This window comes from Mucilaginibacter defluvii (assembly GCF_039543225.1).
In the GTDB taxonomy this organism is placed as follows: domain Bacteria; phylum Bacteroidota; class Bacteroidia; order Sphingobacteriales; family Sphingobacteriaceae; genus Mucilaginibacter; species Mucilaginibacter defluvii.
The window spans coordinates 2,181,027-2,195,922 of sequence record NZ_BAABJI010000002.1 but is presented as its reverse complement, the minus strand read 5'-3'; the positions used below and the strand labels follow the sequence as shown (position 1 = coordinate 2,195,922).

Annotated in this window: 12 protein-coding genes; 6 read left to right on the top strand and 6 right to left on the bottom strand. The window is 39.0% G+C overall.

Annotated elements, in window-relative coordinates:
* Positions 1–4: 4 nt before the first annotated feature.
* From ABD960_RS15975 to ABD960_RS15960, 4 genes are read left to right on the top strand one after another with little or no spacing between them, the layout of a single operon-like run.
* Positions 5–361, top strand: coding sequence for a helix-turn-helix transcriptional regulator (locus tag ABD960_RS15975; RefSeq protein WP_345332333.1), 357 nt, complete (start codon positions 5–7; stop codon positions 359–361).
* A 4-nt stretch (positions 362–365) separates the two neighbouring features.
* Complete coding sequence (locus ABD960_RS15970; protein ID WP_345332331.1) at positions 366–887, top strand: ImmA/IrrE family metallo-endopeptidase; 522 nt, start codon at positions 366–368, stop codon at positions 885–887.
* Positions 888–908: 21 nt separating this feature from the next.
* Positions 909–1,991 carry a DEAD/DEAH box helicase gene (locus ABD960_RS15965; RefSeq protein WP_345332329.1) on the top strand — a complete coding sequence of 361 codons (1,083 nt, stop codon included), beginning with the start codon at positions 909–911 and terminating at the stop codon, positions 1,989–1,991.
* Between the two features lies 1 nt (position 1,992).
* Positions 1,993–3,900, top strand: a complete 1,908-nt coding sequence (locus tag ABD960_RS15960; protein ID WP_345332326.1) for a hypothetical protein — start codon at positions 1,993–1,995, stop codon at positions 3,898–3,900.
* 69 nt (positions 3,901–3,969) lie between these two features.
* On the opposite strand, the gene ABD960_RS15955 is transcribed toward ABD960_RS15960, so the two are convergent.
* Genes ABD960_RS15955 through ABD960_RS15935 form a run of 5 tightly spaced genes read right to left on the bottom strand, consistent with a single transcriptional unit; the run spans position 3,970 to position 11,800 of the window.
* Positions 3,970–7,071 carry a type I restriction endonuclease subunit R gene (locus ABD960_RS15955; RefSeq protein WP_345332324.1) on the bottom strand — a complete coding sequence of 1,034 codons (3,102 nt, stop codon included), beginning with the start codon at positions 7,069–7,071 and terminating at the stop codon, positions 3,970–3,972.
* A gap of 5 nt (positions 7,072–7,076) precedes the next feature.
* Complete coding sequence (locus ABD960_RS15950) at positions 7,077–8,126, bottom strand: hypothetical protein (protein ID WP_345332321.1); 1,050 nt, start codon at positions 8,124–8,126, stop codon at positions 7,077–7,079.
* Complete coding sequence (locus ABD960_RS15945) at positions 8,116–9,357, bottom strand: restriction endonuclease subunit S (protein ID WP_345332318.1); 1,242 nt, start codon at positions 9,355–9,357, stop codon at positions 8,116–8,118. Before ABD960_RS15945 ends, ABD960_RS15950 begins: the two co-directional genes overlap by 11 nt.
* Positions 9,347–10,888: a class I SAM-dependent DNA methyltransferase gene (locus tag ABD960_RS15940; RefSeq protein ID WP_345332315.1), complete on the bottom strand. Its 1,542-nt coding sequence runs from the start codon at positions 10,886–10,888 to the stop codon at positions 9,347–9,349. Before ABD960_RS15940 ends, ABD960_RS15945 begins: the two co-directional genes overlap by 11 nt.
* 3 nt (positions 10,889–10,891) lie before the next feature.
* Positions 10,892–11,800, bottom strand: coding sequence for a DUF5655 domain-containing protein (locus tag ABD960_RS15935; protein WP_345332313.1), 909 nt, complete (start codon positions 11,798–11,800; stop codon positions 10,892–10,894).
* An 836-nt stretch (positions 11,801–12,636) separates the two neighbouring features.
* Between ABD960_RS15935 and ABD960_RS15930 the strand changes: the two genes are divergently transcribed.
* Entirely contained in the window at positions 12,637–13,386 is a 750-nt protein-coding gene (locus ABD960_RS15930) for a hypothetical protein (RefSeq protein ID WP_345332310.1), read from the top strand.
* A 209-nt stretch (positions 13,387–13,595) separates the two neighbouring features.
* Here the strand turns inward: ABD960_RS15930 and ABD960_RS15925 are convergent, their stop codons facing one another.
* Positions 13,596–13,973 carry a winged helix-turn-helix transcriptional regulator gene (locus ABD960_RS15925; protein ID WP_345332308.1) on the bottom strand — a complete coding sequence of 126 codons (378 nt, stop codon included), beginning with the start codon at positions 13,971–13,973 and terminating at the stop codon, positions 13,596–13,598.
* 126 nt (positions 13,974–14,099) lie between these two features.
* Between ABD960_RS15925 and ABD960_RS15920 the strand changes: the two genes are divergently transcribed.
* Positions 14,100–14,894 carry an SDR family oxidoreductase gene (locus ABD960_RS15920; RefSeq protein WP_345332305.1) on the top strand — a complete coding sequence of 265 codons (795 nt, stop codon included), beginning with the start codon at positions 14,100–14,102 and terminating at the stop codon, positions 14,892–14,894.
* Positions 14,895–14,896: the final 2 nt, after the last annotated feature.

Below are 14,896 nucleotides of genomic sequence, written 5' to 3'. Positions count from 1 at the left end.
AGTAATGGAGCTGCCGAGTATAGAGGATTTCTACAATGAGTTAGGTGAGAAAATTAAGGTTGAAAGATTGCGCCAGCGCATTAGCCAAGAAGAACTTGCTGAATATCTTAATCTTACAAGGTCGTCCATTATTAATTTGGAGAAAGGCAGACACAGGCCATCAGTGTATCAAATTCTTCAAATAGCGGCCATGTTAAATATCGAATACATCAAACTTATCCCTGTAACATTAAAAGTTGATAAAAACACAACTACTAATGAACAGTTGAAAGAAAAAGTACAATCGGAGCTTGACCCTAATGAATTTGATCACAAAGACAAAAATGCTGTGTTAGACTTTCTGTCGTTATTAAACAAGTAAAGTTATGTCAGTAAACATCAAATTAATAAACAGCCGGGTAAATGCCATACTCAAGTCACTGCCCGAACTCAAACTACCCATTGACGTGAAAGCTATTGCGAAGTCGCTTGGCCTTAACGTCATGGAATATGATCTAGGCGATGGGGTCTCAGGTTTGCTCGCCATACAAGAAGGCGTTGGTACCATTGGTATAAATCCTACCGAAGCACCCGTTCGCATCAGATATACTATCGCTCACGAGATCGGGCACTTTGATCTTCACCGGGACAAAAGTGACCTGTTCGTCGACAAACAGATGATTTACCGAAGTGTTAGTTCTGGTGATACACCTGAAAAGCAGCAGATGGAGCAAGAAGCGAATGTTTTTGCCTCCGCGCTACTTATGCCAAGCAATTTGTTGAGAAAAGAAGTGGAGAAAGCAAAGCTTGACCTGGCCAGTGGCGATGCTATAGAAGCACTGGCAAGAAAATTTGATGTTAGTACCACTGCTATGGCTATCAGGATCTCAAGCCTTGGACTGATTTGACGCTCAATTATAACGTTACGCATGCCACGAGAAAAATGGTTGATCGACCCCAGTGAATTAGATGAATTCCAACGAAAGATCCGTGGATTGAGTATTAATGAAAGCTATGTGATTAAGGGTTGTCCAGGAAGTGGAAAAACACTGCTGGCGTTATACCGGGCATTGGACATCTATATTGAGTCGCTTGCAGAGGACGAGGACGATCCTGCAAGCTTCACCCTGGTGGTTTATACCAAGGCGTTGAAAGGATTTTTGCGGTCTGGGATCATTGAACTTAAAATACCGATACACCAGATAATACACTTTGATAAATGGGATGGCGCAGATGTCGATTACATCATCGTAGATGAGGCGCAGGATTTTACACAAAGCGAAATCGATGAGCTATCTAATGCCAGTATGAAATCCATCATGCTTTACGGAGATAGTGAGCAGCAGCTTTACAAAGAGAAAAAGAATAAGGAAACAGAAGTTTACGAAAGTACGCTTACCATAGAGCAAATCGCTGACCATCTTAAATTAGATCATTTCGAGTTACTGAAAAACTATCGTCTACCTAATACAATTGCCGCGCTCGCTGAACATATATCAGCAGACAAAACCCTAGAAGCGAAATGTGTCAAAACCGGCATGGATAAACCGAGGTTGAAGAAATTTGTCGACTGGAAAAAAGAACTTGATTACATTATGAATGAGATCAAGACACGCAACTATACGGATGTAGCGATCCTTGTTCCGTTTACGCATCGGGGTAAGGCGCCCAAAAATAATTATCACCGAAACATACCAGATGTAAACGGGTATTTCGATGAAAAAGGCTTTGCGCATGAATATAAAGTGAGTTCTTATGGCGAAAATGGATTAGAGATCGATTTTGAGTCCAACCTCCCTAAATTGTTGACCTACCACGCCTCTAAGGGCCTACAGTTCGAAACGGTGTTTATCCCGTTCTGTGATTATCCGGGACATGATGATTGGTTCATCGAACGCTACCAAGCCGCTTTGTTCGTCGGGTTGACACGCAGTTACAGGAATTTATATATCACCCATTCAGACGGAATAACACCGTTCTTCGACGGGTTATCACCATCAAAATATCAGTAATATGGCACATTATTATTACCCGTTATCGACCAGAGATTTCGCTTTTGAAAATATATTTTCAAGTGAATCGGTTTCGCCTGCCAGTTACTATGCAAAGAGAGCATTCGGGTTCGACTATTTTCCTGTCTTGCCGGCCGTGAATAACGACGAGGCAATTTTGCTTTTTAGCAAACCGCCGGCTTACGAGGATCCGAACAACGCTAAATTCATTTTAAAGATAGCGGAAGGCGCGCTCAACCCGGCTGAGCTTGTGTTCATTGCTGAAGGTGTTTTTGCTTATTATAATACGATATATTTAGACAAAGGGTTAGCTAGTATTTTATTCTTTTCGGCAAAGGACATCAGAATGGCGATATTAAAAGCGAACACCTCTCTTCCAACGAAAGTTGCCGAGAAATATATTGCTTCATTTGAGATCATTAGCAATGCCGACTGCCGCGTCTTTCCGCCTGTCCTACCTGGTGTGGTCAGAACAGATGAGGATGCCTCCTTAAAGATCATCTTGGATAAACGGTTCAATCATTTTAAAGGCTTTATTTATGGCTTAGTGATCGGTCATATCGCGAACGACCGAAAAAAAGAGAGGGGTCTAAAAATGCGCTTTCAGGAGATAACCAATGCTTTTGCCGAGTTGAAAAGCCGTATCGATAGTCAGCAAACCGTCAAAGGCAAAGGAGAAATTCATCTATATATTGAAAAACTATTTAGGGCGGTAAACATAGCGGAAATAGAACACGACCAGTTCCAGTATGGCAGCGATGTTGACGAGGATTTGCTAGTTGAATATCTATTAAGTAAACTTTCAAGGTTAAAAACTGCAAAAGATGTAAATCATTACCTTGATATCGTCATCAGCAACGATGAACTGTTGGGCAGTTCAAACTATAAAACCATTCTTGATGACTATCTACTTAACCGTCGTTCTAGCGTGGGGCACTTTATAGAGCTAAGACGGAATATTCAGCAGTTCATTGATGTTTTCCAGTCAGCCACGAGATCTGTTCACAGCGCTGATGAAATCAACAATCGGATCAAGCTATTGCTGAAAAATACGGCTGATACCCATCAGGAACAATTATCTGCACGAACTTATGATCTTAGGTTGGACCTGACCAGCATTTCTTATGACATCGTTGAAAATAAAGTTACATTCAATATGAGCCAGAGCTATCTAAACGCCACGCCGGACAATGAATTTACTTTCATCATCAATGCCATCTTAAAATTCGCCAAGTCTAATAAAGGTCCAGCAAGAAAAGAGATGATCTTGAAGATCGTGGAAGAGGTAGGGAGTAGCTACACGAAGGGCGGTAAGGAGACTTTATTGTACCAATATCTTGAGAACAGGATAGATGTCTATTCTTTGGAGAAAGCATCAAACCTTATAATGAAAAATTTTGTAGCATTCACTTTTAACCCGGATAGCCTGGAAAAGCTGGATGACTTTCTGATGAGTAAGTCAGTTGAAGAGCGCTGGATGGCATATACTTTCTGGGGCGCCTATAACGGGTTCGCTAATATTAGCCGAAATTACACGGCAGATATTTTTAGCTCACAAAATCTCGAATTGCAAGAACAGATAGATCAATATTTAAGACAATTTATTTTAACTGTGGTTAACACTAAACCTTCTGTTAGCGACACGATAAAGGTGGTTGAAGTTGCTGACCCGGTATTAGTAATTCCTGATCAAGCGGGACTAGAGGATAGCTTGGTCGGGTTTTTTAATCTACAGGTAGCTAATCATTACAAGCTTAGTCTGGAGGAGTTCGCTCAAGTTGTAAAGCTAACACAGCAAAAAGATTTTCAGGACGAGCTAAAATCAAAATATCAGATTGCAAAAAAAGAATCGTTAAAGCTTTTCAATGCAGTCAAAAAATATTTTGACCCCAATGCGTTGTTTCGTTAAAACGAGTTTAGTGAATAATTCGTTGTCTGCCGTTTGGGTTTCGATACTTTTAATTATCTAATAAGCATTTTAATTCACATTGGAAAGGGCGTCGCCAATAAGTTTTGCTTGTTCCAAAATTGTTTTAATTGCTTGCTCTTGCTTTTCTGGAGGGTATCCGTATTTTTTTAAAATCCGTTTTATCATAACACGCATCTTGGCTTGAACACTTTCTTTCTTTTCCCAATCAATTGTAACAGAGCTTTTTACACTGGCGACTAATTCGCGTGCAATAGATTTTAAAACCTCATCACCTAAAATTTGTACAGCACTATCACTGACTTCCAAAGCGTCATAAAATGCCAGTTCTCTAAAATCCAGATTTAAACTTTCACCTCTCTTATCAGCTTCTTTAATTTGCTTGGCAAGTCGAATAAGTTCATCAATGATTTCAGCTGCTGTGAGAGCATTATTTTGATAGCGTTTTATCGCGTCAGCAAGCATTTCTGAAAACTTTTTACTCTGAATAATATTTTTTTTAGATCGTGATTTAATTTCATCGTTCAGCAGACGTTTCAACAGTTCTAAAGCGAGGTTCTTTCGAGGCATGTCCTTCACTTCAGCCATAAATTCGTCAGAAAGAATGTTAAGCCCGGATATTTCAGGATTTTGTAATCCGGCAGCTTGGAAGATGTCAACTACTTCAGTTGATATTAAAGCGTCTGAAATTATTTGCCTTATAGCAGTCTCGACTTCCTCGTCACTTCTCCTTTTACTACTTTCCCTTAGCTTAGAAATTCTTGCTTTAATCGCCTGAAAAAAGCTCAAATCGTCTCTTATGGCCAGAGCTTTGGGATGTGGTACGGATATAGCAAATGCTTTAGAAAGGTTTGATACATTCGTGCTGAACCGTTCTTGTCCTTTATCCAATTTTAAAATAAAGTCGGTGGCATCTAACAAGAAGGTTAGTTTTTCTCTTGGTTGTAAATCGAAGAAATGTTTGTATTCGAAGCCATGAAACAAGTCTACCACAACTCCATATAGTTCCTCCATCTTCGCCACTGCTTCTTCCTGGTCGAACTCAATTTTTCCTTTGCCACCACTTGACGTATAAATGTTTAGTGCTCTTTTTAGGTCCTGCGCAATTCCTAAATAGTCGACAATTAGTCCACCTTCTTTGTCTTTAAAAACCCGATTCACCCTTGCAATAGCCTGCATAAGGTTATGGCCGGTCATAGGTTTATCTACATACAAAGTATGTAAACAAGGTGCGTCGAACCCCGTTAACCACATATCACGAACCAATACAAGTTTTAACGGATCGCTCGAGTCTCGCAATCTATCCCCAATGGCTTTTCTTCTTGGCTTGTTTCGTATATGTTCCTGCCAATCCAATGGGTCAGATGAAGAACCTGTCATTATCACCTTGATAACACCTTTGTCATCATCGCCGCTGTACCACTCTGGACGGATTTTAACAATTTCATCATGCAAAGCCACACAAATTCTGCGGCTCATGTTAACAATCATTCCCTTACCATCAAAAGCTTCACAACGTTGTTCAAAGTGTTTTACTAAGTCGGCAGCAACTTGCTTTAGCCGTTTATCGCTACCAACAATAGCTTCTTGTTGTGTCCACTTGGCAAACCGCTGCTGCCTTTCTGTAAGCTCATCTTCTTCAGTTACTTCTTCTATTCTTTGGTCTATAACCTCTTGCTCTTCAGGGGCCAGTTCGATTTTTGCTAAACGACTTTCATAAAAAATTCTTACAGTTGCACCATCTTCAACCGCTTGTTGTATATCATATATGTCTACATATTCGCCAAAAATTGCTTTAGTATTTTTGTCTTCACTTTCAATAGGTGTTCCGGTGAAGCCAATAAAAGAAGCATTAGGTAAAGCATCGCGCATATGCCTGGCATAACCGTCTATAAAATCATACTGACTTCGATGCGCTTCATCTGCAATTACCACGATATTTCTTCGGTCAGATAGCTTTGGATAAGTTGCACCTTTCTCTTCGGGCATGAATTTTTGTATAGTTGTGAAAACCACACCACCAGACGCAACTGAAAGCAGACTTTGTAAATGGCTGCGGCTTTCTGCCTGTACTGGTGTCTGCCGTATTAATTGCTGGCAATTGCTGAAGGTTTCAAATAACTGCTGATCTAAGTCATTACGGTCTGTTAAAACAACTATAGTAGGATTGTTCAATTGTGGAGTTACTACCATTTTACCGGCATAAAACACCATACTCAAACTCTTACCACTGCCTTGTGTATGCCATACCACGCCAGCTCGTTGGTCTCCGGAAAGTGATGACGCTTTTACCGTTGACTGAATTGCTTTATTTACAGCGTAGTACTGATGATAGGCTGCTATCTTCTTTACCGTTTTGTCTTTCGTTTTTTCAAAGACAATAAAGTAGCGCAATAAATCTATTAGCGTTTTTTTATTGAGCATTCCACTGAAAACCACATCCATTTCAACATTTCCGCTTGATGAAGGAAAGATGGTTGTCTGGTATTTTTCTTCAGGTTCGGAAAATGTGTTTTCAAACTGTGCCTCCGGAGTTTTCCAGCCACTAAATCTGCTATAATCGCTGGTTATGGTGCCCGCCTTAGCAAACCATCCATCTGTAACTATTAAAAAGCTATTATAATTGAATAATGTTGGTATTGCTTGCTTATATGTTTGAAGCTGATTGTATGCCGCCTTTAAATCGGCTTTTTCGTTGATTGCATTTTTTATTTCTATAACTACTAAAGGCAAGCCATTGACAAATACAATAATATCCGGCCGCTTATTGTCATGATTTTCAACAATTGTAAGCTGGTTAACTGCGGTGAAATCGTTGTTTTCGCAATTCTGGAAATCAATCAACCAAACTTTAAAGGTTTTAATTTGGTCGCCATCTCTACCTTTTACGTCAACGCCTTCGGTCATGAGTTTATGAATTGCCTCGTTGTTGGCCAATAAATTGGTGAAAGGAACTCTCGCCACATTTCTTGCCGCTTCTTCTCGTATATCGGCAGGAATTTCAGGATTAATTTTATCAATAGCCGCTTGCAAACGGTTGGTTAAAACCACTTCATTGTAAGCCCGCTCAATGCTTGCACCATTTAGTATCTCGTAGCCTTGCTTTTGCAAAGTTTGAAGAGCCATTTGTTCTATTTCTTCTTCTGTTAACATGGTCATTATGGCACAATTAAATTGATTAACGTTGCTTGTTCTGCATCAAAGCGAGCTTGCAAATGATCAAATGAAATTTCATCACGTTTAGTAATTGGCTCAAACCAATATTTACCTTCTTTTTTGCCTTTGAAAAAGCTCAAATAGGTCTCTCTACCTACTCCGTCTTTCAGAAAATGTAGGAAAGGCGAAAGACTGAAAATTTCATTATCCCATTTTATAAAAAGTTGCTCTTGTCCAAGACCTAATACAAAAGCCTGATTATTTGCAAAGTCAAAATCACCAAATTCCTTGTTCAGATAGTGTCCGTTAAATTCTTCGCATCTGCATCTTACAGCAAAACTTTCAAATCTTAAAATTTTGCATTCTGCTAAAAACTCTGTCATCATCAACATTTCTTTGAAAAGTGGAATGACTTGTAAAAGTTCTGCTTCAGCTTCTTCTCTTGTCGGTGCAGTATGATGCGAGATATCATTTCTTATGTCTTGCAAAGCCAAAAGTTTGTCCAACAAATTAGGCACTATTTCTTCACACTTTAAACCTAATCCATTGGCCCTGGAGTATTCAACAACTGCTTTTAGGTTTTGAATTTTGGGTTTTAGTGCATCAGAAATCAGGCGGTCGGTATGGAAGTTTCTATAAATAGGACCTGTTGAGCTTGTGCCAACCAAAATCTGTGAAGCTTTAAGGTCAATTCCTTTGTGGCGTATTTCACCCCAAACAATCGCATACAGAACAAATGCAATAGACTCCCAAGTGTCTTTCAGGTGCAATAGTTTTCTAACCGGGTCTGATGCTCCCTCACCTTTTTCAGAAAGTCTGAAATTGTAAGCTATGCAAGATGGATACTGATTGTAAACCATATCTTTCAACCGCTCATATTCTATATCTTGAAATTCTTGGTAAGCTTCAACATAGCCTATCGGCTCCATTTCAAAAAGAACGCGACTCGGGTAAAACATCACGCCTGCAATGTCAATCTGACCCGCCTCATCTAACGACTCGTTAAATCGTAAAAATTGCGGATCTTCATATGGAGTTACATTAATAGCCATTTACTTTTATTTCACCCGACATAAGTTTTGGCAATAAAGAATTTCTAGTTGCCGCTAATTGTTGATTTTCAATTATTTTATGAAATCTGGTTTCCAAGATTGGCCTAACTGTCTTTTCAAAACTTTTTAAAATTTCATCATCAGGAATTAATATTTCTAACTCAAAGAGATCTGTTGGTTTGATCCGCTGATGACTATTACTCGTGCCTGTAGCGATATTTGTTAATTTTCTAATTAGCTCAGGCTGTTTTAATAAGTAATTCAGATATGAATAATAATACTTACGCTTGGGAACAAAGCCAATAAACTCTGTTGAACAAACTGATGAATCTTCATCTATAGTCCCAATCGACCAAATTCTTGGTATTCTAGGATTAAGCTTTGAGAATAATACAGAATAAGCTTTAACCGCTGTTTTGTTGCTTAAAATATTGCTACCCAAATCTTTGCTGGGCAACTCGTCAGTATCAAATGCTGGCAAACTGTAATGATAAAATTCTTTTTCAGGGTATTTCGACGGATTTATATTTTCCCTTACCTGATCAGCAATGTCAAACAACGATCCAACTTCCCAACTCACGGGAATATCGCCAACCTCGCTATGTTTTAAATTGCCGTCAGCGCCAGGATAGTTGAAATTGACAAACCATTCTTTAAAGAGCGCACAGGTTATTTCTTCAAGCGTTTGGTTTGTGGCAAGGTTATTTTCGATTTTATCGTCAAGCGAAGATAAAATAGTAGCAATTTGATTCTGAATGTTTCCAGATGGTAATGAAATCTGGATTTCTCTCAATTCTTTTAAGTTTAATGTTGATTGAACAGTGTGCGTAGCATAATAATCGAATGCTTTTTGTACATGAGGCTGTTTTAAAGCCCAATAAATAAAGTCCCTGTTGATGCCTTCCTTTATCGGCAAGACGCCTATTGCTCTAACGACATTCCACCCGATTTGCTGGTTAGTTACTTTAAAGACAAATCCTAAACTACCAACCAAACTAACTAGTATTTCATTTCCTTGTAATCTTGTTCTGGAATATTTGCTTTCAATTTCAGGCTTAACTTGAGAGACGTCTTTCAAATCAAATCTTCTTTCAGTCAAGTTATTGACTTTTAAAATAGGAATGCCTCCACTATTAATAAATTCACCTGGCTGGACTATGCCATATGATATACCTCTGTTCTCATCAACAAGTGACTCAATTGTTACCTTATTCCATTCATCAAAACTCATATCCAATTTCTTTTAGGCTTCTACGAATGGCTATTTCTAGTTCAGTATCTTTAGCAAATTGCTCGGCTAACTTCGCAGTAAGGACTTGCATTTTTTCTTCAAAAGGCATTGCGTCTATTTGCTCGTCTTCCGTACCAACATATCGGCTGGGTGTTAACACATAATTGTTTAAGCGTACTTCGTCTAAAGTTGCAGCTTTGCAAAAGCCTGGCGTGTCGGCATAACCATCGTTTACATTTCGCCACTTATGGTAAGTGTCGGTAATAGTTTTAATTTCGTTTATATCGTCATTACTGCCATCACGCAGAACTCGATTCCGTCTGTTAATCATCTTGCCCATTTTGCGGGCATCAATAAACAAAATTTCGTTTTCACGCTTGCGGAATCCATTATTGGTTTTGTTTTTTGTTAAAAACCATAATGAAGCGGCAATGGTGGTATTGTAAAACAAGTTGGCTGGTAGTGTAACCATACAATCTACTAATCCGGCTTCAATCATATTTTTCCTAATCTCACCTTCGCTGCCGGTATTGCTGTTCATGCTCCCATTTGCCAAAACTATACCTGCGGTACCATTAGGGCTTAGTTTATGAATAAAGTGTTGCAGCCAAGCATAGTTAGCATTACCTACGGGAGGTGTGCCGTATTTCCAACGTACATCATCACGTAGCTGCTCGCCCTTCCAGTCGGAGATATTAAACGGCGGGTTGGCAATAATATAATCAGCTTTTAGGTCGGGGTGTAAATCGTTTGTAAATGTATCTCCAAATTGAATATTTGCGTCGATCCCTCGTATCGCCAAGTTCATCTTCGCCAGCTTTACGGTAGTAGGGTTGCTTTCTTGTCCGTAAATACTTAAGTCGCCTATTTTGCCCTGATGATTTTCAATAAATTTTTCACTTTGCACGAACATGCCACCACTGCCACAACATCCATCATAAATTCTTCCTTTATAAGGCTCAAGCATTTCAACTAAAAGTTTTACAATACTTTGTGGCGTATAAAACTGCCCTCCGTTTTTACCTTCAGCATCTGCAAACATTCCTAAGAAATACTCATACACCTGGCCAAGCAGATCCTTGCCTTGATGTCCTTCACCCCCAAAGCCAATTTTACTAATTAAGTCAATAAGTTCCCCTAAACGTTGTTTGTCAAGATCAGGATCTGCATAATTTTTAGGTAATACTCCTTTTAAGCTATCATTGATCTTCTCAATACTATCCATAGCCTGGTCAATCAGAACTCCGATTTCAGGTTGTTTAGCATTGTCTCTTAAAAAAGTCCATCGGGCTTTTTCAGGCACATAAAAAACATTGTAGGCTAAGTATTCGTCAGAATCTTCAGGGTCAGCACCTTCAAACTCACCCTGTCCATCATTTAGTTTTTGATGCAGTTCTGCAAAGGCGTCAGATATATATTTTAGAAAAATTAATCCTAACACAATGTGCTTATATTCCGCAGCATCCATATTGCTTCTTAGCTTATCAGCTGCTGCCCATAGGGTTTTTTCAATTTCGTTTATATCGCTCATATTTTATTTTATAAGAGCTTGTTTTACCAAACTCATTATGTATTCCAGATCAAAATCATTTTCAACAATAACTTCATAATCTCCATTACCCCAATGCCCAATCTCTGAGACATCTCTCATCAGATTTTTGGGGTCGTCCAAACTACCCTTTTTTAAGTTGATCCACATTTTTAGGTATCGTTTTAAAAGCGTTATGTCAATTATATTCGTTCCTTTTTTGAATGCTATGTAGTCCTTTTTTGCTTGAATCTCAATGTCGGGATTTAGGTTTAATATCGCAGTCTTAAAGGTGTTATACAGTTCAGCTATATCTTCCGGTACCCGTGCAATGTGTTCTTCTTCGGTAAACGTTTTTATTTCCTTACTTACTTTCTCCAACTGTTTGTTCTGTTCTGCAATTGGCTTAATACTCGGTGCTGATGCCGATTTTTTTATGGGATTAATAACGATTATATCGCCATTAAATCTTTTTACTTCCCATAGCTCAATTGAAAGGTCTTTAAAATTAGTGGACTGTTTTTGGAAATCAGTAAAAGCATTAGAAACAAACACAACCTTACTTTGACTCCAATCAATTTGGTCACGCTTTAGATTTTTCTGTTTGCTTTCATTATACTCAATGATAAAATCAGCTTTGTATTCGAGCATCAAATTCAGATACGATACTCCCTGGTCAACCACGCTATAGTTTCGATCCCTCTTATACTCAATTATCACAAATGCATTGTTTTCGCTATCAAAAGCAAGCGTATCTATCCGGCTATTTTTAATAATGAATTCAGATTTAATAAACTCAAGCCCTGTTATGTCGGGAAGGTTCTGTTCAAAGACTCTTTGCAGGTCACGTTCTAATTTAAAAGGTAAATCCTTTAATGGGCTTAATTTATTATTTTGGGTTGAGTATATAATCATTAGGAATAGGCTTAAATCTGCACAAAGCAGTAGCACCCTCAAATATATCGAATATCATCATTACTTGCGAACCGACAATCAACCTAATCAAATCACTTACCAAGAAAGAACTTGAGGCGGATGACTTCAATATTGTAAAAGTAGTGCACTGCTGAACTGCGTGTATTCGAAGAAAATTTAACGAATTAGCCTCAGCAAGCTAATGAAAGATACGGGATAGGTTCAATCAGTAAACCTCTCCTAATAAAGTCGCTCGGAAAGGGATCAAATAAGCAAATCAAGCTATTCGCAAATCGTTAAAATCTTCGATTGTTCCACCAAGTGGTACGAGTTATGTCCAGTCTGCGAAGAAAAAACCCAATAGAAACTAAGTTGATTTCTTTTAGGTTAATCATGAGACTGTATAATCTATTGTTTCTTTTGCTACTTTTCTTTGCAAAGAAAAGTAGTCGGGGCAATGTTTATCTTCGATAATCTACCGTTTTCTACATTAGGTTGACGACAATGATGTCGTCAACCTTTATACATTAATCAGCTTACAAGCAGACTTAAATCATCCAAAAAGCGGTTGGATATTTTTCCCCTACTGGTTCATAACAATAGGTTTACGCAGCCCATAGTTGAATCGAATCTTTATTTTAGGCAACTTTTAATTCATTTAAAACCTTTAGTTGTTCCACCAAATGGTTCGAATTATGTCCAGTCTGGGGAGCAATGCCTTCATCCCCTGATTAGGCATAATTTGATTCAATCCGTGTATTAAGCTTCAATACGATATCATACAGGTTTATGTGAACCGGAATTTATTATTAAACTTGTCTAAAAAGTGGATTAAGATGTCAAAAATTTACCGTGTAAGGCCTGCTAATGAGAAGACAGTCGAGGAAATAAAAGAGCACTATCTATGGTTTTCCCGCCCCAGCGCATTTAAAGATACCAATGATGCTAATGTATTTGCCTTTATCAAAGAAAACGAATCCATAAATAGTGCTTTTACGAGGCTATTTAAGGATAATGTTGATGTTGCAGAAGAATCTGCAATAGCCGGAATCTGCTGTTTTACGGAAGATATGCCATCACCTGCAACCTTGGGTAAATTCCCCAATGCGAAAAACGGCCTTGTAATGGAATTTGATAGGAATATTTTGGAGGAACATTTTGTCAAGAATTACGGGCTCGGTGATTGTTTTAAAAAAGTGGAATACTTAAATGATCCCACGCTTTTTAAATCCACCAACGAATATGATATCTTATGGGAAAAAACTGAAGATGGGGAAATCTATAAGACCATCAATGAAATAAGCCTAAGCGAGAAATGTATGGACCAACTCTTTTTAAAGATGTTCACTAGGATTGGAGAACAATTTAGTAAACAAAACGAATCTAGGGTGATATTAGCGGGGAGAAATACACCAGATCGCAGCAAAGATGTCGCGGGCTATAAAATTGAATTCCCGAAGGAAGCTATAAAAGCAGTCTATATCCATGAGAATGCTCAGCAGTCTATAGTTGAAGCCATTGGCAAACTGGGGCATAACATAATAATTGTCAGTAGCTCAAAAAAGGAAAAAGATCAAAATAAATAATAGTTACCATCCATAGCTCTGCCATTCAATATGGATTTGATTCAATTTCATCTTTTTACTGCTCAGTGTGTAACCTCCCGAAACTGGGCTCGAACCAATATTAGACATTTGATAAAGCTTGCAAGTCTTGCATTAAGCGGTTCGATTTTAGTCCTATTGGGGCTACCTAATCGGGCAAACTTAATTTAAGTTTGCCCGATTTTTTTTATTCATATCCCAGGTTTATTTAATAATGCGCTTTGTTGTAAAATGACCCTGCGTAAACGCTCTTGATGTTCGTCGCCCCAAAGGCCGATTGATTGTACAAGCGGGATCAGCGTTTTTCCAAATTCAGTCAAGTTGTATTCTACTTTTGGGGGCATTACCGGATAGATGGTTCGCGTCACTAATTCATGATCCTCAAGCTCTTTTAACTGCACGTTTAGTACCCGTCTGGTTGCGTCGGGTATCTTACGCTGTAATTCGCTTGGCCTTAAGTGACCCTGATATATGAACCACAGGATGCGAATTTTCCATTTGCCGTACAAAACTTCACCAACCAGGTCAAGGCCGCAATTAAGAGACGGCGCAATCTTTTTTATGTACATAATTACAAATATACATCGGGTTCAATAAGTGAGCAATACGGACAAATTTATCCCTATTTGATTCGTAAGTCCGTAATTGTATGGTATCGATATACTGCTGAGATTTGCATAAAGATCACAACATTTATGAAAGAGCAAATCAATTACAGTAACGAATTATCGGGTAAAATAGCCCTGGTAACAGGTGGCACAAAGGGTGCCGGTAAAGCAATAGCCGGGCGTTTAAAAGCGGCGGGCGCAATAGTGGTAATAGCAGCCAGAAACAAGCCCGATCAGGAAGACCCTGACATGCACTTTATCCCGGCCGACCTTAGCCTGCGCGGTACTGCAGACTCGGTAGCCAATGCCATTTTGGATAAGTATGGACGGCTGGACATTTTAATTAATAACCTTGGTGCATCTGAAACGCCCGCTGGCGGTTTCGCAGTGTTGAATGATGAGCATTGGGAAAGCGCCATCAACACGAACTTATTTGCACCGGTAAGGTTAGACAGGGCTTTTCTACCCCAAATGATTGAGCGCGGTAATGGCGTAATCATTCATATCGCCTCTATTCAGGGAAGTCTTCCTTTATATGATGCAACGCTACCGTATGCGGCTGCAAAGGCCGGTCTCATAAATTATAGTAAAGGGCTATCGAAAGAAGTGACAGCTAAAGGGGTGCGCGTATTAACCGTTTCGCCAGGTTGGATCAAGACTGAAAATGTGAAATACTTTTTAGAACGGATAGCGAAAAGTTCAAATAGCAGCATTGAAGAGGCCGAACAAAGTGTTATAACAGCCCTGGGTGGGATACCTGCCGGAAGGCCTGCCGAACCTGAAGAAGTGGCGGAACTCGTCGGCTTTCTGGCCTCGCCGAGAGCCAATTACCTGAGTGGTACTGAATTTATTATTGACGGAGGAACAATACCAACAATTTAAAA

What these genes read in the sequence shown, in the direction of transcription:
- ABD960_RS15975 (WP_345332333.1), top strand. Translation starts at nt 5, where the DNA reads ATGGAGCTGCCGAGTATAGAGGATTTCTACAATGAGTTAGGTGAGAAA.
- ABD960_RS15970 (WP_345332331.1), top strand. Translation starts at nt 366, where the DNA reads ATGTCAGTAAACATCAAATTAATAAACAGCCGGGTAAATGCCATACTC.
- ABD960_RS15965 (WP_345332329.1), top strand. Translation starts at nt 909, where the DNA reads ATGCCACGAGAAAAATGGTTGATCGACCCCAGTGAATTAGATGAATTC.
- ABD960_RS15960 (WP_345332326.1), top strand. Translation starts at nt 1,993, where the DNA reads ATGGCACATTATTATTACCCGTTATCGACCAGAGATTTCGCTTTTGAA.
- ABD960_RS15955 (WP_345332324.1), bottom strand. Translation starts at nt 7,071, where the DNA reads ATGTTAACAGAAGAAGAAATAGAACAAATGGCTCTTCAAACTTTGCAA.
- ABD960_RS15950 (WP_345332321.1), bottom strand. Translation starts at nt 8,126, where the DNA reads ATGGCTATTAATGTAACTCCATATGAAGATCCGCAATTTTTACGATTT.
- ABD960_RS15945 (WP_345332318.1), bottom strand. Translation starts at nt 9,357, where the DNA reads ATGAGTTTTGATGAATGGAATAAGGTAACAATTGAGTCACTTGTTGAT.
- ABD960_RS15940 (WP_345332315.1), bottom strand. Translation starts at nt 10,888, where the DNA reads ATGAGCGATATAAACGAAATTGAAAAAACCCTATGGGCAGCAGCTGAT.
- ABD960_RS15935 (WP_345332313.1), bottom strand. Translation starts at nt 11,800, where the DNA reads ATGATTATATACTCAACCCAAAATAATAAATTAAGCCCATTAAAGGAT.
- ABD960_RS15930 (WP_345332310.1), top strand. Translation starts at nt 12,637, where the DNA reads ATGTCAAAAATTTACCGTGTAAGGCCTGCTAATGAGAAGACAGTCGAG.
- ABD960_RS15925 (WP_345332308.1), bottom strand. Translation starts at nt 13,973, where the DNA reads ATGTACATAAAAAAGATTGCGCCGTCTCTTAATTGCGGCCTTGACCTG.
- ABD960_RS15920 (WP_345332305.1), top strand. Translation starts at nt 14,100, where the DNA reads ATGAAAGAGCAAATCAATTACAGTAACGAATTATCGGGTAAAATAGCC.